The sequence below is a fragment of the Oxalicibacterium sp. genome, assembly GCF_057353965.1.
Genome location: NZ_JBMQZD010000001.1, coordinates 566,519 through 590,200 on the forward strand (window position 1 = coordinate 566,519; position 23,682 = coordinate 590,200).

At 60.5% G+C, this 23,682-nt stretch carries 27 protein-coding genes and 1 riboswitch; of the genes, 17 read left to right on the forward strand and 10 right to left on the reverse strand.

Annotated features, from left to right (window positions below):
- Positions 1-20: 20 nt before the first annotated feature.
- Together nrdR and glyA are read right to left on the reverse strand one after the other, a co-directional pair.
- A complete protein-coding gene (gene nrdR, locus ACO1VH_RS02800; protein ID WP_486242271.1) occupies positions 21-494 on the reverse strand; it encodes a transcriptional regulator NrdR in 474 nt (157 codons plus the stop codon).
- A gap of 146 nt (positions 495-640) precedes the next feature.
- Positions 641-1,885, reverse strand: coding sequence for a serine hydroxymethyltransferase (glyA, locus tag ACO1VH_RS02805; RefSeq protein ID WP_486242273.1), 1,245 nt, complete (start codon positions 1,883-1,885; stop codon positions 641-643).
- Between the two features lie 124 nt (positions 1,886-2,009).
- Positions 2,010-2,134: riboswitch (ZMP/ZTP riboswitch) on the reverse strand.
- Positions 2,135-2,249: 115 nt separating this feature from the next.
- On the opposite strand from glyA, the gene ACO1VH_RS02810 reads away from it, so the two are divergent.
- On the forward strand, positions 2,250-2,654 hold the full coding sequence (locus tag ACO1VH_RS02810; RefSeq protein ID WP_486242274.1) for a group III truncated hemoglobin: 405 nt from the start codon (positions 2,250-2,252) through the stop codon (positions 2,652-2,654).
- Between the two features lie 142 nt (positions 2,655-2,796).
- On the forward strand, positions 2,797-3,564 hold the full coding sequence (xth, locus tag ACO1VH_RS02815; RefSeq protein ID WP_486242276.1) for an exodeoxyribonuclease III: 768 nt from the start codon (positions 2,797-2,799) through the stop codon (positions 3,562-3,564).
- 150 nt (positions 3,565-3,714) lie between these two features.
- Here xth and ACO1VH_RS02820 read toward each other — a convergent pair whose 3' ends face one another.
- From ACO1VH_RS02820 to ACO1VH_RS02840, 5 genes are all read right to left on the reverse strand, one after another.
- Complete coding sequence (locus tag ACO1VH_RS02820; protein ID WP_486242277.1) at positions 3,715-4,695, reverse strand: Bug family tripartite tricarboxylate transporter substrate binding protein; 981 nt, start codon at positions 4,693-4,695, stop codon at positions 3,715-3,717.
- A 129-nt stretch (positions 4,696-4,824) separates the two neighbouring features.
- Positions 4,825-5,166: a DUF6572 domain-containing protein gene (locus tag ACO1VH_RS02825; RefSeq protein ID WP_486242279.1), complete on the reverse strand. Its 342-nt coding sequence runs from the start codon at positions 5,164-5,166 to the stop codon at positions 4,825-4,827.
- A gap of 7 nt (positions 5,167-5,173) precedes the next feature.
- Positions 5,174-5,428 carry a hypothetical protein gene (locus ACO1VH_RS02830; protein ID WP_486242280.1) on the reverse strand — a complete coding sequence of 85 codons (255 nt, stop codon included), beginning with the start codon at positions 5,426-5,428 and terminating at the stop codon, positions 5,174-5,176.
- Positions 5,429-5,447: 19 nt separating this feature from the next.
- Positions 5,448-6,113 carry a class I SAM-dependent methyltransferase gene (locus ACO1VH_RS02835; RefSeq protein ID WP_486242282.1) on the reverse strand — a complete coding sequence of 222 codons (666 nt, stop codon included), beginning with the start codon at positions 6,111-6,113 and terminating at the stop codon, positions 5,448-5,450.
- Positions 6,114-6,146: 33 nt separating this feature from the next.
- Positions 6,147-7,088 carry a CysB family HTH-type transcriptional regulator gene (locus tag ACO1VH_RS02840; RefSeq protein WP_486242283.1) on the reverse strand — a complete coding sequence of 314 codons (942 nt, stop codon included), beginning with the start codon at positions 7,086-7,088 and terminating at the stop codon, positions 6,147-6,149.
- Between the two features lie 138 nt (positions 7,089-7,226).
- Here ACO1VH_RS02840 and ACO1VH_RS02845 point away from each other — a divergent pair, with 138 nt between their 5' ends.
- Genes ACO1VH_RS02845 through cobA form a run of 7 tightly spaced genes read left to right on the forward strand, consistent with a single transcriptional unit; the run spans position 7,227 to position 14,024 of the window.
- Positions 7,227-8,000, forward strand: coding sequence for a sulfite exporter TauE/SafE family protein (locus ACO1VH_RS02845; RefSeq protein ID WP_486242285.1), 774 nt, complete (start codon positions 7,227-7,229; stop codon positions 7,998-8,000).
- Between the two features lie 10 nt (positions 8,001-8,010).
- Positions 8,011-9,705 (forward strand): nitrite/sulfite reductase, encoded by a 1,695-nt coding sequence (locus ACO1VH_RS02850; RefSeq protein ID WP_486242287.1) that lies wholly within the window; start codon positions 8,011-8,013, stop codon positions 9,703-9,705.
- Positions 9,698-10,222, forward strand: coding sequence for a DUF934 domain-containing protein (locus ACO1VH_RS02855; RefSeq protein ID WP_486242288.1), 525 nt, complete (start codon positions 9,698-9,700; stop codon positions 10,220-10,222). The genes ACO1VH_RS02850 and ACO1VH_RS02855 overlap by 8 nt, the downstream gene beginning before the upstream one ends.
- Entirely contained in the window at positions 10,219-10,977 is a 759-nt protein-coding gene (locus ACO1VH_RS02860) for a phosphoadenylyl-sulfate reductase (protein ID WP_486242290.1), read from the forward strand. The genes ACO1VH_RS02855 and ACO1VH_RS02860 overlap by 4 nt, the downstream gene beginning before the upstream one ends.
- A gap of 17 nt (positions 10,978-10,994) precedes the next feature.
- Positions 10,995-11,930, forward strand: a complete 936-nt coding sequence (gene cysD / locus ACO1VH_RS02865) for a sulfate adenylyltransferase subunit CysD (RefSeq protein WP_486242291.1) — start codon at positions 10,995-10,997, stop codon at positions 11,928-11,930.
- Complete coding sequence (locus tag ACO1VH_RS02870) at positions 11,930-13,249, forward strand: sulfate adenylyltransferase subunit 1 (RefSeq protein WP_486242293.1); 1,320 nt, start codon at positions 11,930-11,932, stop codon at positions 13,247-13,249. The genes cysD and ACO1VH_RS02870 overlap by 1 nt, the downstream gene beginning before the upstream one ends.
- A gap of 28 nt (positions 13,250-13,277) precedes the next feature.
- A complete protein-coding gene (gene cobA / locus ACO1VH_RS02875; protein WP_486242294.1) occupies positions 13,278-14,024 on the forward strand; it encodes a uroporphyrinogen-III C-methyltransferase in 747 nt (248 codons plus the stop codon).
- 55 nt (positions 14,025-14,079) lie between these two features.
- Here cobA and ACO1VH_RS02880 read toward each other — a convergent pair whose 3' ends face one another.
- Genes ACO1VH_RS02880 through lptF form a run of 3 tightly spaced genes read right to left on the reverse strand, consistent with a single transcriptional unit; the run spans position 14,080 to position 16,732 of the window.
- Positions 14,080-14,457 (reverse strand): sirohydrochlorin chelatase, encoded by a 378-nt coding sequence (locus ACO1VH_RS02880; RefSeq protein WP_486242296.1) that lies wholly within the window; start codon positions 14,455-14,457, stop codon positions 14,080-14,082.
- The gene (gene lptG / locus ACO1VH_RS02885) at positions 14,457-15,605 is read right to left on the reverse strand and encodes an LPS export ABC transporter permease LptG (protein WP_486242297.1); all 1,149 of its coding nucleotides are present in this window, start codon (positions 15,603-15,605) and stop codon (positions 14,457-14,459) included. Before lptG ends, ACO1VH_RS02880 begins: the two co-directional genes overlap by 1 nt.
- Entirely contained in the window at positions 15,602-16,732 is a 1,131-nt protein-coding gene (gene lptF, locus ACO1VH_RS02890) for an LPS export ABC transporter permease LptF (RefSeq protein ID WP_486242299.1), read from the reverse strand. Before lptF ends, lptG begins: the two co-directional genes overlap by 4 nt.
- 40 nt (positions 16,733-16,772) lie before the next feature.
- Between lptF and ACO1VH_RS02895 the strand changes: the two genes are divergently transcribed.
- The 8 genes from ACO1VH_RS02895 (at position 16,773) to pal (ending at position 23,679) form a co-directional block, all read left to right on the forward strand.
- Complete coding sequence (locus ACO1VH_RS02895; protein WP_486242301.1) at positions 16,773-18,320, forward strand: leucyl aminopeptidase; 1,548 nt, start codon at positions 16,773-16,775, stop codon at positions 18,318-18,320.
- Between the two features lie 77 nt (positions 18,321-18,397).
- Entirely contained in the window at positions 18,398-19,153 is a 756-nt protein-coding gene (locus ACO1VH_RS02900; protein WP_486242303.1) for an SDR family NAD(P)-dependent oxidoreductase, read from the forward strand.
- Between the two features lie 23 nt (positions 19,154-19,176).
- Positions 19,177-19,602: a tol-pal system-associated acyl-CoA thioesterase gene (gene ybgC, locus ACO1VH_RS02905; protein WP_486242304.1), complete on the forward strand. Its 426-nt coding sequence runs from the start codon at positions 19,177-19,179 to the stop codon at positions 19,600-19,602.
- Between the two features lie 188 nt (positions 19,603-19,790).
- The gene (gene tolQ / locus ACO1VH_RS02910; protein WP_486242306.1) at positions 19,791-20,477 is read left to right on the forward strand and encodes a protein TolQ; all 687 of its coding nucleotides are present in this window, start codon (positions 19,791-19,793) and stop codon (positions 20,475-20,477) included.
- Between the two features lie 9 nt (positions 20,478-20,486).
- The gene (locus ACO1VH_RS02915; protein WP_486242308.1) at positions 20,487-20,924 is read left to right on the forward strand and encodes an ExbD/TolR family protein; all 438 of its coding nucleotides are present in this window, start codon (positions 20,487-20,489) and stop codon (positions 20,922-20,924) included.
- Between the two features lie 35 nt (positions 20,925-20,959).
- On the forward strand, positions 20,960-21,832 hold the full coding sequence (locus tag ACO1VH_RS02920) for an energy transducer TonB (RefSeq protein WP_486242309.1): 873 nt from the start codon (positions 20,960-20,962) through the stop codon (positions 21,830-21,832).
- Between the two features lie 5 nt (positions 21,833-21,837).
- On the forward strand, positions 21,838-23,133 hold the full coding sequence (gene tolB, locus ACO1VH_RS02925; RefSeq protein WP_486242310.1) for a Tol-Pal system beta propeller repeat protein TolB: 1,296 nt from the start codon (positions 21,838-21,840) through the stop codon (positions 23,131-23,133).
- Positions 23,134-23,181: 48 nt separating this feature from the next.
- Complete coding sequence (gene pal, locus ACO1VH_RS02930; protein WP_486242312.1) at positions 23,182-23,679, forward strand: peptidoglycan-associated lipoprotein Pal; 498 nt, start codon at positions 23,182-23,184, stop codon at positions 23,677-23,679.
- Positions 23,680-23,682: the final 3 nt, after the last annotated feature.

Consider the following 23,682-nt stretch of genomic DNA (forward strand, 5'->3'; position numbering starts at 1 on the left):
AGCCGAATGGAATCGTCTTGTCAGGACGGCGACTTCGGTTTGCGTTCATTGCCGATCTCGGCAATCGCATCCTGGAATTCGGCCACGTCCTCGAAGCTTTTATAGACCGAAGCGAAACGGATGTAGGCCACCTTGTCCAATCGCTGCAGTTCGCGCATCACCAGTTCGCCGATCTGGCCGGACAACACTTCGCGCGCGCCGCTGGACAGCAGCTTTTGCTCGATGCGATGGATGGCCGCATCGACCGCTTCGGCCGGCACCGGCCGCTTGCGCAACGCCAGTTGCAGGCTCCCGCGCAGCTTGGCCGGATCGAAATCGATGCGGCTGCCATTCTTCTTGACGACCACTGGCATCGTCAGTTCGACCCGCTCGTAAGTCGTGAAACGCTTGTCGCACTGCGCGCAACGGCGACGACGGCGAATGCTGTCGCCCTCCTCCGACACGCGCGTATCGAGAACCTGGGTATCTTCGCTCTGGCAAAAAGGACACTTCATGGCAATGCACCTTGACGTACCACACCACGATCAACGGAGGCGAACCTCCGGCCATCCCAAAATGGCCTTGCCGAACACCGTTCGCACAAGGCCATTTCATTTACTGCTTGTGCGGCACCCACGGCACCGCAATCTTCATCGCTTGATCAACCGTACACCGGGAAAGCGTCGGTCAATTTCTTGACCTCTTCTTTCACGCGCGCGATCGTCGCTTCGTCGTTCGGATTATCCAGCACGTCGGCGATCAGGTTGCCGACCTTGGTCGATTCCGCTTCCTTGAAGCCGCGCGTCGTCATCGCCGGGCTGCCGAGACGGATGCCGGAGGCAATAAACGGTTTTTCCGGATCATTCGGAATGCCATTTTTATTGCAGGTGATATGCGCACGGCCGAGCAAGGCTTCCGCATCCTTGCCGGTGATCTTCTTCGCGCGCAGGTCGACCAGCATCACGTGCGATTCGGTGCGATGCGACACGATGCGCAAGCCGCGCGCGATCAACGCCTTTGCCAGCGCGTCGGCATTCTTCACGACCTGCTGCTGATAGGTCTTGAATTCCGGGGCCAGCGCTTCCTTGAAGGCGACGGCCTTGCCCGCGATCACGTGCATCAGCGGACCGCCCTGCAGGCCGGGGAAGATCGCCGAGTTGATGATCTTTTCGTGCTCGGCCTTCATCAGGATGAAGCCGCCGCGCGGACCGCGCAGCGACTTGTGCGTGGTCGACGTGACGAAGTCGGCAAACGGTACCGGATTCGGATATTCGCCGGCAGCGATCAGACCGGCATAGTGCGCCATATCGACCATGAAGTAGGCACCGATTTCCTTTGCGATCTTCGCGAAGCGTTCGAAGTCGATGCGCAATGCATAGGCGGAAGCGCCGGCGATGATCAGCTTCGGCTTGTGCTCGCGCGCCAGACGCTCCATCTGCTCGTAATCGATTTCTTCCTTGTCGTTCAGGCCGTAGGAGACTACGTTGAACCACTTGCCCGACATGTTCAGCGCCATGCCATGCGTCAGGTGGCCGCCTTCAGCCAGCGACATGCCCATGATGGTATCGCCCGGCTTCAGCACGGCGAGGAACACACCCTGGTTCGCCTGCGAGCCCGAGTTTGGCTGCACGTTGGCGGCTTCCGCGCCGTACAGCTGCTTAACGCGGTCGATCGCCAGCTGCTCGACGATATCCACGTATTCGCAACCGCCGTAGTAACGCTTGCCTGGATAACCTTCCGCGTACTTGTTGGTCAACTGCGAACCCTGCGCCTCCATCACGGCCGGCGACGTGTAGTTCTCCGACGCAATCAGCTCGATGTGCTGCTGCTGGCGGGTGTTTTCCTTCTGGATTGCATCCCACAATTCCGCATCGACTTTGGCGAGGGTTTGGTCTTTCGAAAACATGCAATGACTCCAATCGTTCAAAATGGTCCGTGACACGCGATGACGCGTACAATGGACAGCGACACAATGCTGACGGATCGAGTGAGGGACGGACAACATGCGACAGCCTCAGTCTTGCCTGCCATTCGGCTGCCCAGGCGCACGGCGGATCTGATCTCACGCTTCACGGTGGCTCGATCCACCTTTTCGGCCCGATCTTCCGGCAACATTCGGGAAATCGGCCGATTTTCGCCAGTTACGTGAGACGAAATGGTGCAAGGATTCTACGGGAAGGCCGTCCGTTCAGCAAGTCGCCGCCCCGCCGGGAACCCGTGCGGACGCTGGCACGGATGGCTGTCGGCAATAGCGTTTCGAGAGATGCAAAATGATTTCACCTGAACTCTGCACGGACGAGGAAGTCGCCGATTTCGTCCGCAAATTTTATGCAAAGGTCCGGCGCGACGATTTGATCGGGCCGATCTTCAATGCCCGCATCGAGGACTGGGACCATCACCTCGCGCTGCTCACCGATTTCTGGACTTCCATCCTGCGCGGTACCGGCCGTTATTCCGGCACACCGATGCAGAAGCACGTCGCGCTGCCCGAACTGAATCCCGCGATGTTCGAACGCTGGCTGTCGCTGTTCGACGAAACGCTGGCGGCACAACCCAATGCAGCGCTGCGCGAACGTGCCAAGGGAGCCGCTCAGCGTATCGCGCAAAGCCTGTGGTACGCATGGCAGATGGGCAATCGTCCGGACAAGCTGCCGACCGATCTGCCGCGCACCTGAAGCCACGTTCTGCAACGCCGGCTCCACCTTGCATTCCAATAAAATCGGCAACTGCCAATCTGCCGGGCCCGGGTAGCCAGACGATGCAACGCGTGCACCTCGCATCCATAAGCATTTGAAGAAAAAGGAAATTTTCCATCACATGAAGATCGCCACCTGGAACGTCAATTCCCTCAAGGTCCGCCTGCCGCACGTGCTGAAATGGCTGGAGGAAAATCCGGTCGACATCCTGTGCCTGCAGGAACTCAAGCTCACCGACGACAAATTCCCGATCGCCGAAATCGAGGCCGCCGGCTATCACGCTGCCTTCACCGGCCAGAAGACCTATAACGGCGTCGCCATCCTGTCGCGCCATCCGATTGCCGACGTGGTAAAGAACAATCCGCTGTTCCCCGACGATCATCAGCGCATCATCGCCGCCACCATTGCAGGCATGCGCATCGTCTGTGTCTATATCCCGAACGGCCAGTCGCTGGATTCGGAGAAATTCACCTACAAGATGCAATGGCTGAAGGCGCTGCACGACTGGCTCAAAGCCGAATGCGCCACGCATCCGCAACTGGCGCTGCTGGGCGACTACAACATCGCGCCGGAAGACCGCGACGTCTGCGATCCCGCCGCATGGGAAGGCCAGACGCACGTGTCCGAACCGGAACGCAATGCCTTCCGCGATCTGCTGTCGCTGGAGATGAAGGATGCCTTTCGCATGTTCGAGCAGCCAGAAAAACTCTACAGCTGGTGGGACTATCGCCAGATGGCTTTCCGCCGCAACATGGGCCTGCGCATCGACCACATCCTCTTGACGCAGCCGCTGGCGGATCGCTGTACCGAATGCGTGATCGACAAGGTGCCGCGCAAATGGGAACAACCTTCCGATCACGCGCCTGTGGTGGCGACACTGAACGACTAAATACGCACAACGCATTCGTCCATCGCGCGTTGTCGCCGTCGACTTCGCGATCCGGCTGCCGTCACGCGCATCGATTCAGTTTGACAATGCATCTGCAATAAAAAGCCCGTCACGAGGACGGGCTTTTTGTTTGCTTTCGGGGCAGCCAGATCAATCGACCGTCGCACCGCTTTCCTTGACGACCTTCGACCACTTGATCGATTCGGCCTTGACGAATTTCGCAAAATTCTCCGGCGTATCGCCGACAAAATCCGAACCGGTATCGGCCAGAATGCGCTGGAATTCCGGCGCCTTCATCGCCTTCAGCGTTTCGGCATTGATCTTGTCGACCACGTCTTTCGGCGTGCCGGCTGGTGCGAAGAAGCCATACCATGCATACGACACCACCTGCGGCAGGCCTGATTCGGCGAAGGTCGGCACGTCAGGCAGCAACGGCGAGCGCTTGTCGCTGGAGACGGCAATCACCTTGACCTTGCCGCTCTTGATGTGCGGCATGATGGCGATCATGCTGTCGAACATGATGGGCACGTGGCCGCCCAGCAGATCGGAAATCGCCGGTGCCGAACCCTTGTACGGCACGTGCGTCATGTCGAGATGCGTAACGCTCTTGAACAGTTCGCCCGTCATGTGCTGCGGCGTACCCGAGCCGGCAGACGCATAAGAGAAATCGCCCTTCTTCGACTGAATGTAGGCCATCAGTTCCTTCAAGTTGTTGGCCGGCACCGACGGATTGGCCACCAGCACCAGCGGTACGCGCAACAGATTGGTGATCGGCGTCAGGTCCTTCGACGGATCGAACGGCATCCGCTTGTACAGGCTCGGATTGATGACGATAGGCGCGCTCGATGTGATCAGCAGCGTGTTGCCGTCCGGATGGGCACGCGCCACCACGGCGCTGCCGATATTGCCGCCACCGCCGCCGCGATTGTCGATGACGAATGGCTGGCCCAGATCTTCCGTCAGGCGCTTGGCGATCGGACGCGCCGCAATGTCCGACGGGCCGCCCGGCGGCCAGGGAACGACGACGGTGACGGTGGAATTCGGCCAGCTCTGTGCCAAGGCGCTGGCGGAAAAACTGGCTGCCGCCAGGGCGCAAAGAAGAAGTTTGCTGCCGCGGGATGCTTGTCTCATGTTGTGTCCTTGTAAAAGTGAATCACGCTTCAGGCTTTGGGATATTCGGGATGCGTGCGCAGCACCGGGGTGCGGCGATGCGTCCGTGGCTGAAGCATACCGTATCCGGCAACGGATGTCGGCAATACGCTATGCGGAGGCGTCGGCATATGCCGAACCGAGCGGGCCGAAACGCAACCGGTAGCCTGCTTCGTCCAGCACCTTGTTCGCCTGTTCCAGAAAAGCACGCGCCTCTGCATCGGGCTCATGAATGCAGCGCAGCTGGATGACGAACTCACCAAAATCACCATCCACGGCCTCGGGATGAGAAAGCAACAGTTCGCCGCTTTCGATCGCCCGCAGGCAAAGATTGATACGCTGCTGCAAGTCGTATAGATGCTGCGCATCCCAGGGCAGATGATCGATCAGCGTCAGCACGCATTCGCCGGACACACGATCCAGACTGATCGTATCGAAACCCTGCTGCACCATCGTCGGGCTATTTTTTGGCCAGCTGCTTTTCGAACGCCAGATCGGCTTTCGTCGCCTTGCGCGGTTTCTGCGGACCGAAGGCCTTGACGAAGACGACGAACTCTTCCAGCGGCAAACGTTCGCTAACGACCTGCGGCTCGCCGTCTCCTGAGCGATCGACCAGATAGAACAGGCCGTCGCCGGTCATCACCATTGCGTAATGTTCGTTGCCGCTGCGTTCCTTCAGCCGCTCGACGGCGGCCGTGGCCTTGGTGGATCTCATGCCTGCTCCTTGTTACCGCCTATTTCAATCTGGCGGTCAGCATCCAGTAATGATCATGACGGTGCACGCGCATGTCGCGTAGCAACGGACCCAACCGTTTGCGCAGCGTGCTGTCGGTATGATAATTCTTGACGATCTCGTAGCGGTCGCCGCCCGGCACGGTATGAATCTGGTAGGTATTGCCTTCCGCATCGGTACGCGCGATCACAGTCTCGCCTTCAATGAAGGAATTATCGACAAGCACCAGCAGCCCGCCCTTACCGACGATCTTCGTCAAACGCGCAATGACATCTGCCTGATCCTGCCGCCGCACATGCGACCACCAGAAACCGGCGAAGCATGCGGTGAAATCGCCTGTCTGAGCATTTTCCAGTTGCGGATCGAGCGCATCGGCAACGGCAAACTGCACAACCTCTTCCGGCAGCTCGCGTGTCTGCGCCAGCTCCAGCAAATTCGGGTTGATATCGGTCGCCAGCACCGATTCCGCGTATTCAGCCAGCTCGTCGGTCCAATAGCCGTCGCCGCAGGCCAACTCCAGCACGCGCTGGCCTGCCATCAGTTCGCGCAGCCTGTCCATGATGTCGTCCAGCGCATCGGCTGCATCCGGATTCTCGACATCCTCTTCGTCGAAGTTGTCGCGCCGCGCATAGTACTCGGCTATGTCGGTTTTGACCGTATCGCTCATTTCACTCCTTTGCTACTGGCGTCGCCACTACTGTCACAGTTCATAGACGTCTTTCTCGCCGCTCAGCACCTGCTCCACCAGCTTGCGGTTCAGCGCCGGCGCCAGCAGTTCGATAAAAGTAAATACATAACCGCGCAGATATGCGCCCTGTTTCAGCGCCAGCCGCGACACATTGGTACCGAACAGATGACCGACCGGGATTGCACACAGGTTCTTGTCGCGCTCGGCATCAAACGCCATGCCGGCAATGATGCCAACGCCCAGGTTGAGTTCCACATAGGTCTTGATGACGTCGGCATCGATCGCTTCCAGCAGGATGTCCGGCTTCAGGCCGCGCAGCTGGAAGGCGTGGTCGATCTTGTTGCGGCCGGTGAATGCGTTGTCGTAGGTGATCAGCGGATAGGCGGCAATTTCCTCCAGCGTCACCGTTTTCGATTTCAGCAGCGGATGCTCGGGCGGCACCACCACCAGATGTTCCCACTGGTAGCACGGCAGCGAAATCAGGCCGTCGATATCGGCGATCGATTCGGTCGCGATCGCCAGATCGGCCTGATCCATCAGCACCATGTCGGCCACCTGCTTCGGATTGCCCTGCAGCAGCGACAGCCGCACCTTGGGAAATTTCTGCGAAAAAGCCTGTACCACCTTGGGCAGCGAATAACGCGCCTGCGTATGCGTGGTGGCGATCGTGAAGCTGCCGCTATCGTGCGCGGCGAATTCGTTACCGATGCGCTTCAGGCCGTCGACTTCCTGCATGATGGTCTCGACCGACTTCAGCACGGCACGGCCGGGTTCGGTCAGGCCGCGGATGCGCTTGCCATGACGTGTAAAAATGTCAACACCTAACTCTTCCTCGAGTTCAATGATGGCCTTGGACACGCCCGGCTGCGATGTAAACAGCGCTTTGGCCGCTTCGGTCAGATTGAAATTCTGGCGTACCGCTTCGCGGACGAAACGTAGTTGATGAAGATTCACGATTTTCCTCCCGGCATCTTCCGCATCGTCGTTTTCCGTGGTTGCTTATAAACAAATCGCATATAAGCAAATAATTAGTAAATAGTTTGGAATAAGACATAAGTTTATTACCATTCGCCCTACTTTGCGCGAGGTCTTATGTCTGTTTCTTATATGGTTTCCGGATTCGCCGTCGGCCTGCTGGTCGGTCTGACGGGCGTGGGCGGCGGGTCGCTGATGACACCGCTGCTGACGCTGCTGTTCGGCGTTTCGCCGTCGGTCGCGGTCGGGACCGACCTCGCCTTCGCGTCCGTGACCAAGGTCGCCGGCACCGCCGCGCACCGCTACAAGGGCAACGTCCACTGGAACGTCGTTCGCCAGTTATGCCTGGGCGCGCTGCCGGCTGCCGTCGTGACCACGTTCGCGCTCAAGCATTTCGGCGGACTCGGCCCTGAAGCCGCGCACATCATCCGTTATTCGATCGCCGGTTCGGTAGGCCTGACCGTAATCGCGCTGATTTTCCGCACCCGCCTGCAGAACTGGATGGCGCAGCACCCGAACCGCCAGCTGCACGGCGGCAAACTGTTGTTCGCGACGATTCTTTCTGGCGCGATTCTCGGCACATTGGTTACAATCTCATCGATCGGCGCCGGTGCCATCGGCGCAACGATTCTGGTTCTGCTTTATCCCCGCCTGACGCCGGCCGAAATCGCCGGCACCGATATCGCCTACGCCGTGCCGCTGACCTTCATCGCGGCGCTCGGTCACTGGTGGCTCGGTTCCATCGATTGGGTATTGCTGGCGACCTTGTTGCTGGGTTCCGTGCCCGGCATCACGCTCGGCTCGCTGGTATCGCGAGCCATACCGGAAAAAATCCTGCGCGTCCTGTTGGCCACCACGCTGACGACCGTCGCTATCAAGCTCGTTTTTTGAGGACATCAAGATGTATCGCTACGACCAATACGACCATCAAATCGTCAAGGAGCGCGTCGCACAGTTCCGCGATCAGGTGCGCCGCCGCATTGCGGACGAATTGACAGAGGAAGAATTCCTGCCGCTGCGCCTGCAGAACGGCCTGTACATGCAGCGCCATGCCTACATGTACCGCATCGCCATTCCTTACGGCCTGCTGTCGTCGACGCAGCTGCGCAAGCTGGCCTTCATCGCACGCAAGTACGACCGCGGCTACGGCCACTTCACGACGCGCCAGAACATCCAGTTCAACTGGATCAACCTGGAAGACTCGCCGGACCTGCTGGAACACTTGGCCTCGGTCGAGATGCACTCGATCCAGACCTCGGGCAATGACGTGCGCAATACCACCGCCGACGAATTCTGCGGCGTGGCGCCGGACGAGCTGGTCGATCCGCGTCCGTATGCCGAACTGATCCGTCAATGGAGTACCTTCCATCCGGAATTCGCCTACCTGCCGCGCAAATTCAAGATCGCCTTCAACGCTGCAGCCGAAGACCGTGCTGCCACCGCGATGCACGACATCGGCATCACCGTCGTCAAGAACGAACAGGGCGAACTCGGCTTCCGCGTGCTGGTCGGCGGTGGCCTGGGCCGCACGCCTATCCTCGGCAGCGTGATCCGCGAGTTCCTGCCGTGGCAGCACCTGCTGACCTACATCGAAGCCATCCTGCGCGTCTACAACCAGTACGGCCGCCGCGACAACAAGTACAAGGCACGCATCAAGATCCTCGTCAAGGCGATCGGACCGGAAGAATTCGCCAGCAAGGTCGAGGCCGAATGGGCCGATCTGGCCGATGGTCCGGGCACGCTGACGGAAGACGAAGTCGCGCGTATCGCCGCCTACTTCGCGCCGCCGCCGTACGCCGCACTGACCAACGAAGACGCCTTGCTGCAACAGCAGCGCAGCGAGCACAAGGGCTTCGACAACTGGATGAAGCGCAACGTCAAGCCGCACAAGGTTCCGGGCTACGCAGCCGTCGTGCTGTCGCTGAAAAAACCGGGCGTGCCGCCGGGCGATGCCACTGCCGAACAGATGGATTTCGTCGCTGACCTGGCCGACCGCTACAGCTTCGGCGAACTGCGCGTCACCCACGAACAGAATCTGGTGCTGGCCGACGTGCAGCAGGCCGACCTGTTTACCGTGTGGCAGGAAGCAAAATCGCATCAACTCGCCACGCCGAACATCGGCCTGCTGACCGACATCATCTGCTGCCCCGGCGGCGATTTCTGCTCACTGGCAAATGCCAAGTCGATTCCGATCGCGGCGGCAATCACCGAGCGCTTCGAGAACATCGATTTCCAGCATGACATCGGCGAGATCGAACTCAACATGTCGGGCTGCATCAACGCCTGCGGCCATCATCACATCGGCAACATCGGCATTCTCGGCGTCGACAAGGACGGTTCCGAGTGGTACCAGATCTCGCTGGGCGGTGCGCAAGGCAACGACAGCGCGATCGGCAAGATCATCGGCCCGTCGTTCTCCGCGCAACAGGTGCCGGAAGTGATCGACCGCCTGCTGCAGACCTATGTGACGAACCGCGTCGACGGCGAACGCTTCATCGATACGGTGCGCCGTGTCGGCGTCGAACCGTTCAAGACGCAGGTCTATGCGACCCCGATCAATATTCAACAGAACGCCGGCGAGGATGCATATGCGTGAAATCATCAAGGACAAGGCCGTCGTCAATGACGATTGGGAAGTGTTGCGACTGGCCGAAGGCGAAACCGCAGAAAGCGTCACCGTCCCGGCCGGCAAGATCATCGTGCCGCTGACCGTATGGCATGCACAGCGCGATGCGCTGCAAGGCCGCGCCGAAATCGGCGTATGGATTGCCAGCGACGAGCGCCCGGAAGAACTGAAAGGCGAAGTCGACAAATTCGCAGTGATCGCCGTCGATTTCCCGAAATTCTCGGACGGCCGCGGCTATTCGATCGCCTACAACCTGCGTACGCGCCTCGGCTACGAAGGCGAACTGCGCGCGATCGGCGACGTATTGCGCGATCAGATGTATTACATGCAGCGCGTCGGCTTCAATGCCTTCGCAACGCGCCCAGACCGCAACATTCACGACGCGCTGAAGGCGTTGACCGATTTTTCCGAGGCTTACCAGATCTCGGTGGATCGCAAGTCGCCGCTGTTCCGTCGCGTCGATCGTCAAGCAGTGGCACCGAAATGACAAACGCCGCAAACACTGCCGCAGACACCGTCGATTTCGACGCGCTGGTCGCGAAGACCGTCGAGACACTGCAACGCGTCGCCGACCAGTTCGCGCCGGCCGTGCTGGCATCCAGCCTGGCCGCAGAAGACCAGGTGCTGACCGACATCGTGCTGCGTCACAAGCTGCAGGACCGCATCGGCATTTTCACGCTGGAAACAGGCCGCTTGCATGCGGAAACGCTCGCCGTGATCGACAAGATCAAGGAAACCTACGGCTACGACGTCGAACTGTATCGTCCGCAGCCGGAAGCCGTCGAAGCGTACGTCAAGAACAAAGGCTTGAATGCCTTCTACGACAGCGTGGAGTTGCGCAAGGAGTGCTGCCACATCCGCAAGGTTGAGCCGCTGAACCGCGCACTGCAGGACAAGCGTGCATGGATCACCGGCCAGCGCCGCGCACAATCGACCACGCGTGCAGAACTCGCCGTGCAGGAACATGACGATGCGCACGCGATGGAAAAATTCAACCCGCTGGCGGACTGGTCGGAAGAAGACGTCTGGCACTACATCCGCAGCAACAACGTGCCGTACAACGCATTGCATGATCGCGGTTATCCGTCGATCGGCTGCGAACCGTGCACGCGTGCGATCCAGCCCGGCGAGGACGTTCGCGCCGGCCGCTGGTGGTGGGAAAACGCGGACTCGAAAGAATGCGGCCTGCACGTCGTCGATGGCAAGCTGATCCGCATCAAATCGGTTTCACCTTCTGCTTAATTTTTGTTGAGAACCTCATGAACACTGCAGTCGACAAACACTTTCTCGACGCCGCCAGCAGCAAGCATCTGGACTGGCTGGAATCGGAAGCGATCCACATCATGCGCGAGGTCGCTGCCGAATGCACGAACCCTGCACTGCTGTTTTCCGGCGGCAAGGATTCTGTCGTGCTGCTGCGCCTGGCCGAAAAGGCTTTCCGTCCGGGCAAATTCCCGTTTCCGCTGGTGCACATCGATACCGGCCACAACTTCGACGAAGTCATCCAGTTCCGTGACAAGCGCGTGGCCGAACTCGGCGAGCGCCTGATCGTCGGCCATGTGGAAGATTCGATGAAGCGTGGTACCGTGCGCCTGCGCAATCCACAGACCGATTCGCGCAACGCTGCACAAGCCGTGACGCTGCTGGAAACCATCGCCGAACACAAGTTCGACGCCTGCATCGGCGGCGCGCGCCGCGATGAGGAAAAGGCTCGCGCGAAGGAGCGCATCTTCTCCTTCCGCGACGAATTCGGCCAGTGGAATCCGAAGGCGCAGCGCCCCGAACTCTGGGATCTGTACAACACCCGCGTCCATCCGGGCGAAAACATGCGCGTGTTCCCGATCTCGAACTGGACCGAACTCGACGTGTGGCAATACATCGCTCGCGAAAAACTGGAACTGCCGTCGATCTACTTCGCGCACCAGCGCCAGGTGATTCCGCGCAACGGCCTGCTGGTGCCGCTGACGCCGTTGACGCCGGCGAAAGAAGGCGAACAGGTCGAAACACAGACCGTGCGCTTCCGTACCGTCGGCGATATCTCGTGCACCTGCCCGGTCTCGTCCGATGCTGATTCGGTCGCGGCCATCATCGCCGAGACCGCCGTCACGCAAATTACCGAACGCGGCGCAACCCGCATGGACGATCAGACGTCCGAAGCATCGATGGAAAAACGCAAGAAGGAAGGATATTTCTGATGAGCGCCCAATTGAATACCGCCGTGGCGGACCAACAAACGGCCGAGCGCGGCCTGCTGCGCTTCATCACTGCCGGCTCCGTCGACGACGGCAAGAGCACGCTGATCGGCCGCCTGCTGTTTGACAGCAAAGGCATCTTCGCCGACCAGCTGGCCGCCGTTTCGCGCGCCAAGAACAAGCGCACCGTCGGCGACACGATCGATCTGTCGCTCTTGACCGATGGCCTGGAAGCCGAACGCGAACAAGGCATCACGATCGACGTCGCCTACCGCTACTTCGCCACGCCGAAGCGCAAGTTCATCATCGCCGACACCCCGGGCCACGAGCAGTACACCCGCAACATGGTGACCGGCGCATCGACTGCCGACGCCGTCATCATCCTGATCGACGTATCGAAGGTGAAACTGAACGACGACGGCAGCGTGGACTTGCTGATCCAGACCAAGCGTCACTCGACGATCGCACACCTGCTGCAGATCGAGCACGTGATCGTGGCCGTCAACAAGATGGATCTGGTGAACTACGACCAGACCGTCTACGACCGCATCATCGCTGCCTATTCCGAATTCGCGAAGACGCTGGGCCTGAAGGATATTCGTCCGATCCCGTTGTCTGCACTGGCTGGCGACAACGTCGTCGTGCGCGGCGACAACCTGCCGTGGTACAACGGCCCGACGCTGATCGAACTGCTGGAATCCCTCTCCGTCTACGACGAAGACTGCGGCGAACCGTTCCGCTTCCCGGTGCAGCTGGTCGCACGCCATAACGGTCACGAAGCCAACGACTTCCGCGGGTACATGGGCCGCATCGAAGCCGGCCGCATCGCCAAGGGTGACAAGATCGTCGTGCAACCGGGCGGCCAAAGTGCAACAGTCAAGGACATCCAAACGTTTAACGGTTCGCTGAACGAAGCGACCGCAGGCCAGTCCGTTACGCTGTTGCTGGATGAATACGTCGACATTTCGCGCGGCGACATGCTGGCCGAAGCGGCACGTCCGGCCACGCTGCTGAAGACCGTCAATGCCGAAATCTGCTGGCTGTCGGAAGAACCGCTGGATCTGCGTCGCAAATACTGGCTGAAACACACGACGCGTCGGGTTGCTGCACGCGTATCGAAGATCGAATCGCTGCTCGACATCAATACGCAGCAGCGTCATGCAGCCGATGAAGTCAAGCTGAATGGCATCGCGACCGTCTCGATCAACGTGCAGCAGCCGCTGGCGGCCGATGCCTACGATGCCAGCCGCTCAACGGGCGCCTTCATCCTGATCGATGAAGTCACGCATCAGACGGTGGCAGCCGGCATGATTCGTCTCTGATCATCCTTATCGGAAACACGAACGCATCATGACGCAGCACACGGCGGCGCCTGGAACTGGCAAGGTCTATCTGATCGGCGCCGGTCCCGGCGCCGCCGATCTTTTGACGGTACGCGCGGTGCGCATTCTGGCGCAAGCCGACGTCGTGCTGTATGACGCACTCGTCACGCAAGAGGTTCTCGCGTTGTGCCCGCAGGCGGAACTGATTCCCGTCGGCAAGCGCAGCGGACAGCGTTCGACGGCGCAGATTGCCATCAACGAACTGCTGGTCGATTGTGCGCGCAAGTACCGACTGGTCGTGCGATTGAAAGGCGGCGACCCGATGCTGTTCGGCCGCGCCGATGAAGAACTGACGGCGCTGGAATCGCACGGCATCACGGTCGAAGTGGTTCCCGGCATCACCACGGCATTCGCCGCAGCAGCCTCCACGCTGCAACCGCTGACCAAGCGCGGCATCGCACGCAGCATTGCCTTCTTCACCTCTGCCACCGCACCGGGCGAACCGGATCTGTCGACCATCCCGAGTACCGATACGTTGATCCAGTACATGGGCGGTCGCGAAGCCATCATCACCGCGAAGAAACTGCTGGAGCAAGGACGTTCACCGGCGTTGCCAGTCGTCGTCGTCGAGAACTGCAGCCTGCCGAACGAACATATCTCGCGCATGACTTTGCGCGATCTGGAACAGGGACTGGGGGAAAGACAGGGGCCGGTGCTGGTGATGATCGGCGAAGCGATGGCGGAACGCGAGACATCGCCGAACAAGAAATCCTGAGCATTCCCACGAAGCCAAGCGGCTCCGCACAAAACTACTTAGCAGACAAACAGCTTCAGTCCCGAATCGAATGCAGACAATACGCAGCCATCGCCTGCAGCACGCTGTCATCCTCACCGACGGCGCCCGCCACTTGGAACTGTACGTCGGGGTATGTCTGCCGCAATTCTTCCACGATGCCAGGCAGATCACGCATCACGTGGCCACCCTGCCCAAGGAAGACCGGCACGATCGTCACATCCGATACGCCCTGCTCCGCCAGCGTCGCCGCCAATTCCGGCAGGCGTGGTGACATCAATTCGAGGAAAGCCAGTTCGACAACCAGTTCGGGCGACTGCCTGCGTACGATCTCCTGCAAACGCCGGAACGGCTCCGCCCAACGTGGATCGCGCGCGCCATGCGCGAACAGTACCAATGCGCGTCTGCCGTTCATCAGTGACGCTCCACCCACATCAGCGCAGCAATCGCCGTCAGCATGAAAAGCAAACTAGGCAGAATCGCTGTCGCGAACGGCGGCCAGGTATTGAGCAAACCCAGATGCGCAAACAGGCTATTGATCATCTGGAAGCTGACGCCGATCATGATGCCGGTAAAGATCTTCAGACTGACGCCGCCCGAGCGGAAATGCAGATAGGCGAACGGCAACGCCAGCGCCATCATCACGAATACCGCGAACGGATAAACCACCTTCTTCCAGAAGGCGATTTCGTAGCGCACCGTATCGCGCTTGTTCTCGGAAAGGTATTTCGTGTAGCTGACCAGATCGATCGCCGACATGCGCTCCGGATCGGAAAAACCGACCGACAGGATTTCCGGCGTGACCTCCGAAATCATCTTCCGGCTGTCGAATCTGGATGTCGAAATCGCGGTCGTCAGCTCGGCCGCGGTCGTCACGTTCTGCAGTTCATTTTCAGCAAAGCGCGCTTCGGCGCCGTTCAGCAGTTCCCACGTGTTGTTGCCGCGGTATTCGGCCTGTGCAGCGGTGATCAGCGAAAGCAGATGGAAGTTGTTGTTGAATTCGTAGATCTTGATACCGCTCATCTGTCCGTTCGGTTTCACCGTACGGATGTTCAGGAAGCGTGAACCGATCTGTTCGCCGGTGAGTCCATCAGTGCGGATCACGTCCTTGGTCCACAGGCCCGAACGGAATTCCTGCGACACCGATCGCCCCATTCCCTCCAGACGCACCCGCTCCGCAGCCGTCGAGCTATAGGGCACGACGAACTCGCCCAGCACAAACGTCGCCAATGCGAAGATCACACCGATTTTCGCCAGGATCACGCCTGCCATGCCGGTGGACATGCTGGAGGCGCGCATGATCGTGAACTCGGAACGCGCCGCGAACTGCGACAGCGCCCAGATCGAACCGATCAGCGCAGCGATCGGCATCAGTTCGTAGGCATAACCTGGCAGCCCCAGAAACACATACATGGTTGCCTGCTGCAGCGTATAGCCGCCGCGCCCGATCGACTTCAGCTCGTTGACCATGTCGAAGAAGGCAAACAGCGCGAGGAAGGCAATCAGCACGAACAGTACGTTGCGGCCGATCTCCTGTGCAAAATAGCGTTGCAAGATCTTCATGCCGCCATCCTCCTGCCGAACAGTGCGCGCTTGAACTTGGACCAGACTGCCAGCGGATGCCAGCGGCTGTTGACTTTCAGGCGCCACAGGAAGAACACCGTGATCACGATGCCGGCGACCAGATGCACCGGCCACCATGCGATCAGGAAAGTCGATTTCTGCTGCACCACGGTCGCCTGTGCATAGTTCAGCATGTTGCTGTAGAAGACGAACAGGAACAGCGCAATCAGCAGATTGGCCGACCGGCCGCCGCGCGGATTGACGAAACCCAACGGAATTGCCAGCAGCATCAGCAACGCACCCATCAGCGGCAGCGACATGCGCCACAACAGTTCGCCATCATTGAAGTTGGAACGATTGCGGATCAGTTCGATCGTCGGCAGCGCACGGGCCGACGTATCGCCCACTGTAGCCTGCGACTGGCGGCCGACCAGCACACCGTAGCGGTCGAACTCCATCAATTCGAAATCGGATTGCGTCGGCACGCCGTCATAGCGGCGCCCCTTGCTCATGACGAGAAACTTGTCGCCGTTCTTGTCGACTTCGACCGTCCCCTCCTTCGCCACCACCACACTGGTCTTGCCATTGCGCTGGCTGCTGACGAAGACGTTCTTGACGCGCGTCGAATCGCCGGTCACACCCTCGACGAAAAAGACACGATCGGCCGACGACGACTCCTGGAACTTGCCGGGCGACACGCGCGCGATGTCTTCACGGTTCGCGTAGCGTTCCTTGTAGATTGCGCTCTGCTGGTTGGACCATGGCGTCAGGAAAAAACTGAGCGCGGCCGTCGTCGCCACCAGCGGCACGGAAAACATCAGCACTGGCTTGATCCAGCGCGACAGGCTGAGGCCGGATGCGAACCAGACGACCATTTCGGAATCCTGATAGCTGCGCGTGACGACCAGCAGCACCGACACGAAGCCGGTCAGATTCAGGATGATGGGCAGATAGTTGAGCGCGGAGAAACCGAGCAGTGCGACGACGTCTCCTGATGCAATCTTGCCGCCCGCAGCCTGGCCCAGAATCCGGATCAGCGTGATCGTGATCGTGATCGTGAAGAGAGTGGTGAAGACGGCGCCAGCGGTACTAAGCAAGTCGCGTCGGAGCGCGCGCTGAAAAATCATCGGAAGGCTATAATCGAGGGATCGTCAAGGAGAGCAACGCATGGACTTTAGCATAAAACCATTGGACGCAAAAAGCGGCTTCGCCAGTCTGAAAACGGGCTGCATCGCAGTCGCCGTCTTCGAAAACAAGATCCTCTCTTCCGCTGCCCGCGCCCTCGACGGCAAGGGTGAAATCAGCGCCGCATTGAAGTCCGGCGACATCACCGGCAAGGCCGGTTCCACCTTGTTGCTGCGCAACCTCGCCGGCGCCAGCGCCGAGCGCGTTCTGCTGGTCGGCCTCGGCAAGGAAGACGGCGTGACGGAAAAGGATTTCCTGTCGTCGCTGCAAGCCGTTGCGCGCACCTTTTCCGCGCTGGGCACCGGCGATGCGGCACTGGCGCTGCCGTTCGACGTCGTCAAATCCCGCGACACGGCCTGGGCTGTACGCAGCTATGTGCTGGCCGCGCGTGAAGCCGCCTACCGCTTTGATACGCTGAAGAGCAAGAAGGAGCCGGCACCAGCCGGCGTCGGCAAGATCGCCTTCGCCGTGCCGGCAGCGCAGGCCGATGCCGCCAAGGCGGCCGTTGCGCAGGCGACCGCTGTCGCCAATGGCATGGACCTGACCAAGGATCTCGGCAACCTGCCGGCCAACGTCTGCACGCCGACCTATCTGGCGAACACGGCCAAGAAGATCGCCAAGGAATTCAAGCTGGAAGTCGAAGTGCTGGACCGCAAGCAGCTCGAAGCCTTGAAGATGGGCAGCTTCCTGTCCGTCACCAACGGCAGCGTGCAGCCGCCGAAATTCATCGTACTCAAACACAAGGGCGGCAAATCCAAGGATGCGCCCATCGTGCTGGTCGGCAAGGGCATCACCTTCGATTCCGGCGGCATTTCGCTGAAGCCAGGGGCGGCGATGGACGAGATGAAGTACGATATGGGCGGCGCCGCTTCCGTGCTGGGCACGATGCGCGCAATCGCCGAGATGAAGCTGAAGCTAAACGTCTTCATGCTGATCCCGTCCTGCGAAAACCTGCCGTCCGGCAGCGCCACCAAGCCGGGCGACATCGTCACGTCGATGTCCGGCCAGACCATCGAAATTCTGAACACCGACGCCGAAGGCCGCCTCGTGCTGTGCGATGCGCTGACCTATGCGGAACGCTTCAAGCCAACCACCGTGATCGACGTCGCCACGCTGACCGGTGCCTGCATCACCGCGCTCGGCCATCACAATTCCGGCCTGTTCACGCGCGGCGACGACGCGCACGATGCGCTGGCGAACGAACTGCTGGCCGCCGGCAAGCAGGCGGGCGACACCGCTTGGCGCATGCCGATCGAGGACAGCTATCAGGAACAGCTGAAATCCAACTTCGCCGACATGGCCAACATCGGCGGTCCGCCGGCCGGCGCCGTCACCGCAGCCTGCTTCCTCGAGCGTTATACGAAGAAGTACACGTGGGCGCACCTGGACATCGCCGGTACCGCATGGAGAAGCGGTGCGGCGAAAGGCTCGACCGGCCGCCCGGTGCCGTTGCTGACCACTTTCCTGATCAACCGCGCGCAATCGGATAACAAACCCAGCGTCAAGTCGGCCAACAAACCGGCACGCTGATCCGACACAACGGCCGCGCCAGACGCGGCCGCTTTTATTCTCCGATATTCTCCGATTTCATTTTGCAGGGGAAAACCATGATCGTTCTCGTCACCGGCGCCACCTCCGGTTTCGGCGCTGAAATGGCGCGCAAATTCGCCCGCCACGGCCATCGCGTGATCGCCGCCGGCCGCCGCAAGGAAAGGCTGGATGCATTGGCTGCAGAAGTCGGCCCGTCGCTGCTGCCGGTCGTCATGGACGTGACCGAGCGCGCCTCCATCGAATCCGCTTTGAACAACCTGCCGGCCGACTGGAAAGAGATCGACGTGCTGATCAACAATGCCGGCCTCGCGCTGGGCGTCGCGCCGGCGCAGCAGGCTTCGCTGGAAGAATGGGAAACCATGATCGCCACCAACTGCAAGGGGCTGGTCACGATCACGCGCTTCCTGCTGCCCGCCATGCTGGAACGCGGTCGCGGCCACATCATCAACATCAGTTCCGGTGCCGGTGCGCATCCCTACCCCGGCGGCAACGTCTACGGCGCGACCAAGGCTTTCGTCGACCAGTTCTCGCGCAATCTGCGTGCCGATCTGGTCGGCACGCCGGTGCGCTCGTCGAACATTGCGCCGGGCCTGGCCGGCGGCACCGAATTCTCGAACGTGCGCCTGAAGGACGACGCGGCTGCCGCCAAGGTCTATGAAGGCACGACGCCGCTATCGGCCGCCGACATTGCCGAAACCGCCTACTGGATCGCCACGCTGCCGCCGCACGTCAACGTCAACCACATCGAGGTGATGCCGACCTGCCAGGGCTTCGGACCGATGAACATCAAACGCCTGCCCTCTGCGAGCTGAACCCGACTTCCGCGCCAAATATCATGTCCGATTTCACGTGGACCATCCGCGTCTACTATGAAGATACCGACGCCGGCGGCGTCGTCTTCTACGCCAACTATCTGAAATTCTTCGAACGGGCACGTACCGAGTGGCTGCGCGCCGCCGGTATCAGCCAGCAGATCATGACCGCAACTCACGGCGCAATGTTCGTCGTCAAGAGCACGGCGCTCGACTATCACGCGCCGGCACGGCTGGACGATGAACTGAAATTGACTGTCGTAGTCGAAAAGATGGGCCGCGCCTCGGTGCAGTTCGTCCAGCAAGCCTTCCGCCTTGCGGACGGCCGCGAAGAACTGCTTGCCACCGGGCGCATCAAAGTGGGCTGCGTGGATGCGCAGCGCTTCCGGCCCAGCGAAATTCCGGCGGAAGTACTCGCCGCCATCCGGCAGCTTGACCCACGCACATAAGGCGTTGCCGCGGTGCGCACCGGAATGACGCAAAACAAAATCGCGTCTGTCAACCGTATGCATGCGAATACGTTGCCGGCAACGCGTAGAATGGCGGTTTGACCGCATTCGGCCGGCATCGGCCACAGCATGCAAACGACAGACGCAGTACAACATTTGACGACCAACATCGACCTCGCAAGCACAACATGACCGTCACCCAAGACCTCTCCTTCGTCCATCTCATCACCAACGCCTCGGTACTCGTGCAGCTCGTCATGGTGCTCCTGCTCGGCGTTTCCGTCATGAGCTGGACCTACATCTTCCGCAAGATGTTCACGATCAAGAACGCGCAGGCGCAGACCGAGGAATTCGAGCGCGCATTCTGGTCCGGCGGCAACCTGAATGCCCTGTATGCCGAAGCCACGTCGTCGCGCCGCCGCAGCGGCACCGGCGCACTGGAACGCATCTTCGAATCCGGCATGAGCGAATTCAACAAGGCGCGCGCCTCAACCGACACGCTCAACGCCAGCGCCCGCCTCGACGGCGCCCGCCGCGCGATGCGCGCCGCCTACCAGCGCGAAATGGATGCGCTGGAATCACACCTGGCCTTCCTTGCCTCGGTCGGTTCGGTCTCGCCGTACGTCGGCCTGTTCGGCACGGTCTGGGGCATCATGAACGCCTTCCGCGGCCTGGCCAACGTGCAGTCGGCCACGCTGGCGGCCGTCGCCCCCGGCATCGCCGAAGCGCTGATCGCCACCGCCATCGGCCTGTTCGCCGCAATCCCGGCCGTAGTCGCCTACAACCGCTACTCGCACGACATCGACCGGCTCTCGATCCGCTTCGAAACCTTCGTCGAGGAATTCCTGAACATCCTGCAGCGGCAGGCGCGGTAAGGAGCGGCCATGTCACTTTCCTCCGGAGGCCTGCGCGGCGGACGCGCACGCAAGTTCAAGTCGGAAATCAACGTCGTTCCCTACATCGACGTGATGCTGGTGCTGCTGATCATCTTCATGGTGTCCGCGCCGATGAAGGATCCGGGCGAGATCCAGCTGCCGAATGCCGCGCAATCGACGCAACCGCCGACCGAATACATCCGCATCGACCTGAAGCCGGATGCCTCGGCGACCATGGTGATCGCCGGCGGCAAGGGCGCGCCGCGCAAGGAAACCGCCGCCAACCGTGCCGAGCTGGCGCAGAAACTGCAGGCGCTGCACGCCGACCATCCCGAGATGCCCGTCATGATCGCCGCCGACAAGGAGATCAAGTACGACGAAGTGATCCAGGCCATCTCGGAAGCAAAGAAAATTGGAATCGATCGTGTCGGACTCGCTACGCGATGAACTGACCCGCTGAACTGCCCCGATGAACTGCCTTCATGACTGACCGCGACAAGCCTTACTCCGTACCGAAAGAACCCGGCCGCTGGCGTGCCATCACGCTGGCGGCTGCCGTCCATCTCGCATTGCTGCTGTTCTTCTGGATCGGCATTGACTGGCAGAGCGAAACACCGCAAGCCATCAAGGCGGAAATCTGGGATATGCAGGCGCGCGAAGCCGCGCCGCTGCCGCCCGCGCCGGAACCGAAACCTGAACCCAAGCCCGAACCCAAGCCGGTCGTGAAGGAAACGCCGAAACCCGAACCGAAGCCGGTTACCCCGCCTCCGCCGAAAGTCGACATCGCGCTGGAACAGGAGAAAAAGCGCAAGGAGCAGGAACGCAAGGAACAGCTCGCCAAGCAGGAAAAACTGGAAAAAGAAAAGAAACAGAAGGAAGAACAGGAACGCAAGCTGGCCGAGGAAAAGAAAAAGGCTGACGAAAAGAAAAAAGCCGAGCTGGAAAAAAAGAAAAAGCAGGACGCGATTGACGCCAAGCTGCGCGAACAGGCGCGCGCCGAAGAAATGAAGCGCCTGACCGGCGCTGTCGGCAGCGGCGGCACCGGCCAAGCCGCGAAGTCGACCGGCAGCGGCCGTGCCGACGCCAGCTACATGCAGAAGATTGCCGCGAAAATCCGCTCTAATACGGTATTCAACGTGCCGGAAAACCTGAGCGGGAATCCTGCAGTGGAATTCGATGTCGAACTGCTGCCCGACGGTTCGCTGCGCGGCTTGCGCATGCGCAAATCGTCCGGCATTTCCGGTTTCGACGAGGCGGTCAAGCGCGCAATCGAACGTTCGCAACCCTTCCCTCCGGACCAGTCCGGCACCGTTCCCGGCCGCCTGACCGTTGTTCACAAACCCAAAGACCAGTGAGACCCATGACACATCTCTCCATCACACGCATGTTTCCTCGCCTGTTCGCCTTCGTGGCGCTTCTGGCCGGCCTGCTGGCCGGCAATCTTGCGCATGCTCAACTGCGTGTGGAAATCGCCGGCGTAGGCGCCAACCAGATTCCGATTGCTATCGCAGCCTTCGGCAACGAATCGATCGCGCCCCAGCAGGTCAGCGCCATCATCAAGGCCGATCTGCAGCGCAGCGGCTACTTCCGCATCATCGAGACGAATGCTGTATTGACCGAAAATTCGCAAGTCGATCTTGCCGACTGGAAATCGCGCGGCGCGGATGCGGTCGTCGTCGGCAGCGTGCAGAAACTGGCGGACGGCCGCTTCGACGTGCGCTACCGCCTGTTCGACACGGTCAAGGCAGCGCAGCTGTCTTCACTGGCACTGGCTGCACCGACGCAATTCCTGCGCGTCTCCGCCCACAAGGTCGCCGATGACATCTACGAGAAGCTGACCGGCATCCCCGGCATCTTCGCCACCCGCATCGCCTACGTTTCCCGCAGCGGCCGCGAATATCACCTGGAAGTCGCCGATTCCGACGGCCAGGGCATGCAGGTCGCGCTACGTTCGAACGAGCCGATCATCTCGCCGGCCTGGTCGCCCGATGGCACCAAGGTCGCCTATGTCTCGTTCGAAAACCGCAAGCCGGTCGTCTATGTGCAGAACCTGGTCACGCGCCAGCGTTCCGTCGCCGCCAACTACAAGGGCAGCAACTCGGCACCCGCCTGGTCGCCTGATGGCAGCAAGCTGGCAGTCGCCCTGTCGCGCGGCGGCCTGACGCAAATCTACTCGGTCAATGCCGACGGCACCGGCCTGCGCCGCCTGAGCAATTCGTCGGGCATCGACACCGAACCGCAATTCTCGGCAGACGGCCAGAGCATCTACTTCACCAGCGATCGCAGCGGCGGCCCGCAAATCTATCGCATGAGCGCCAACGGCGGCGATGCCCGCCGCATCACGTTCAACGGCAACTACAACATCAGCCCGCGCATCTCGGCCGACGGCAAATCGCTGGCCTACATTTCCCGCCGCGACGGCAAGTTCCAGCTTTACCTGCTGGACCTGACCAACGGCCAGGAACAGCGGCTGTCCGATACCGTCCAGGATGAATCGCCAAGCTTCGCTCCGAACGGCAAGTACCTGCTGTATGCCACCAAATCCGGCGGCCGCGGCACGCTGGGCGTCGTCTCGGTGGACGGTCGCGTAAAACAGACACTGACGATGCAGGCAGGCGATATCCAGGAGCCCACTTGGGGCCCGTTTATGAAATAATGCGGTTGTTTTTCTTACACACCAACACTTCCACTTAAGAGGAATATCATGCGCGCACTTTCTTCCGTTCTGATCCTGTCCAGTGCCATGCTGCTGGCAGCCTGCTCGTCCACCAAACTGGACGACAAAGCACCTGTCGAGGACCGCGCCGGCGCGGACGCTCGCTCGGTTGGTACCGTCAACGCCTCCGCCGATCCGCTGAACGATCCGCAAGGCGTTCTGGCCAAGCGCAGCGTCTACTTCGACTTCGACAGCTACTCGGTCAAGAGCGAATACCAGCCGGTCGTGGAAAACCATGCTGCCTACCTGAAATCGCACAAGGATCGCAAGATCATCATCCAGGGCAACACCGACGAACGCGGTGGCGCGGAATACAACCTGGCGCTTGGCCAGAAACGTGCGGAAGCCGTACGCAAGTCGATGTCGCTGCTGGGTGTAGCGGAATCGCAGATGGAAGCCGTTTCGCTGGGCAAGGAAAAACCGAAGGCACTGGGTCACGACGAAGCATCGTGGGCTGAAAACCGCCGTGCCGATATCGTTTATTAATCT

Excerpts from the sequence above, each read along its gene's own strand:
- nrdR (WP_486242271.1), bottom strand. The coding sequence starts at position 494 with ATGAAGTGTCCTTTTTGCCAGAGCGAAGATACCCAGGTTCTCGATACG.
- glyA (WP_486242273.1), bottom strand. The coding sequence starts at position 1,885 with ATGTTTTCGAAAGACCAAACCCTCGCCAAAGTCGATGCGGAATTGTGG.
- ACO1VH_RS02810 (WP_486242274.1), top strand. The coding sequence starts at position 2,250 with ATGATTTCACCTGAACTCTGCACGGACGAGGAAGTCGCCGATTTCGTC.
- xth (WP_486242276.1), top strand. The coding sequence starts at position 2,797 with ATGAAGATCGCCACCTGGAACGTCAATTCCCTCAAGGTCCGCCTGCCG.
- ACO1VH_RS02820 (WP_486242277.1), bottom strand. The coding sequence starts at position 4,695 with ATGAGACAAGCATCCCGCGGCAGCAAACTTCTTCTTTGCGCCCTGGCG.
- ACO1VH_RS02825 (WP_486242279.1), bottom strand. The coding sequence starts at position 5,166 with ATGGTGCAGCAGGGTTTCGATACGATCAGTCTGGATCGTGTGTCCGGC.
- ACO1VH_RS02830 (WP_486242280.1), bottom strand. The coding sequence starts at position 5,428 with ATGAGATCCACCAAGGCCACGGCCGCCGTCGAGCGGCTGAAGGAACGC.
- ACO1VH_RS02835 (WP_486242282.1), bottom strand. The coding sequence starts at position 6,113 with ATGAGCGATACGGTCAAAACCGACATAGCCGAGTACTATGCGCGGCGC.
- ACO1VH_RS02845 (WP_486242285.1), top strand. The coding sequence starts at position 7,227 with ATGTCTGTTTCTTATATGGTTTCCGGATTCGCCGTCGGCCTGCTGGTC.
- ACO1VH_RS02850 (WP_486242287.1), top strand. The coding sequence starts at position 8,011 with ATGTATCGCTACGACCAATACGACCATCAAATCGTCAAGGAGCGCGTC.
- ACO1VH_RS02855 (WP_486242288.1), top strand. The coding sequence starts at position 9,698 with ATGCGTGAAATCATCAAGGACAAGGCCGTCGTCAATGACGATTGGGAA.
- ACO1VH_RS02860 (WP_486242290.1), top strand. The coding sequence starts at position 10,219 with ATGACAAACGCCGCAAACACTGCCGCAGACACCGTCGATTTCGACGCG.
- cysD (WP_486242291.1), top strand. The coding sequence starts at position 10,995 with ATGAACACTGCAGTCGACAAACACTTTCTCGACGCCGCCAGCAGCAAG.
- ACO1VH_RS02870 (WP_486242293.1), top strand. The coding sequence starts at position 11,930 with ATGAGCGCCCAATTGAATACCGCCGTGGCGGACCAACAAACGGCCGAG.
- cobA (WP_486242294.1), top strand. The coding sequence starts at position 13,278 with ATGACGCAGCACACGGCGGCGCCTGGAACTGGCAAGGTCTATCTGATC.
- ACO1VH_RS02880 (WP_486242296.1), bottom strand. The coding sequence starts at position 14,457 with ATGAACGGCAGACGCGCATTGGTACTGTTCGCGCATGGCGCGCGCGAT.
- lptG (WP_486242297.1), bottom strand. The coding sequence starts at position 15,605 with ATGAAGATCTTGCAACGCTATTTTGCACAGGAGATCGGCCGCAACGTA.
- lptF (WP_486242299.1), bottom strand. The coding sequence starts at position 16,732 with ATGATTTTTCAGCGCGCGCTCCGACGCGACTTGCTTAGTACCGCTGGC.
- ACO1VH_RS02895 (WP_486242301.1), top strand. The coding sequence starts at position 16,773 with ATGGACTTTAGCATAAAACCATTGGACGCAAAAAGCGGCTTCGCCAGT.
- ACO1VH_RS02900 (WP_486242303.1), top strand. The coding sequence starts at position 18,398 with ATGATCGTTCTCGTCACCGGCGCCACCTCCGGTTTCGGCGCTGAAATG.
- ybgC (WP_486242304.1), top strand. The coding sequence starts at position 19,177 with ATGTCCGATTTCACGTGGACCATCCGCGTCTACTATGAAGATACCGAC.
- tolQ (WP_486242306.1), top strand. The coding sequence starts at position 19,791 with ATGACCGTCACCCAAGACCTCTCCTTCGTCCATCTCATCACCAACGCC.
- ACO1VH_RS02915 (WP_486242308.1), top strand. The coding sequence starts at position 20,487 with ATGTCACTTTCCTCCGGAGGCCTGCGCGGCGGACGCGCACGCAAGTTC.
- ACO1VH_RS02920 (WP_486242309.1), top strand. The coding sequence starts at position 20,960 with ATGACTGACCGCGACAAGCCTTACTCCGTACCGAAAGAACCCGGCCGC.
- tolB (WP_486242310.1), top strand. The coding sequence starts at position 21,838 with ATGACACATCTCTCCATCACACGCATGTTTCCTCGCCTGTTCGCCTTC.
- pal (WP_486242312.1), top strand. The coding sequence starts at position 23,182 with ATGCGCGCACTTTCTTCCGTTCTGATCCTGTCCAGTGCCATGCTGCTG.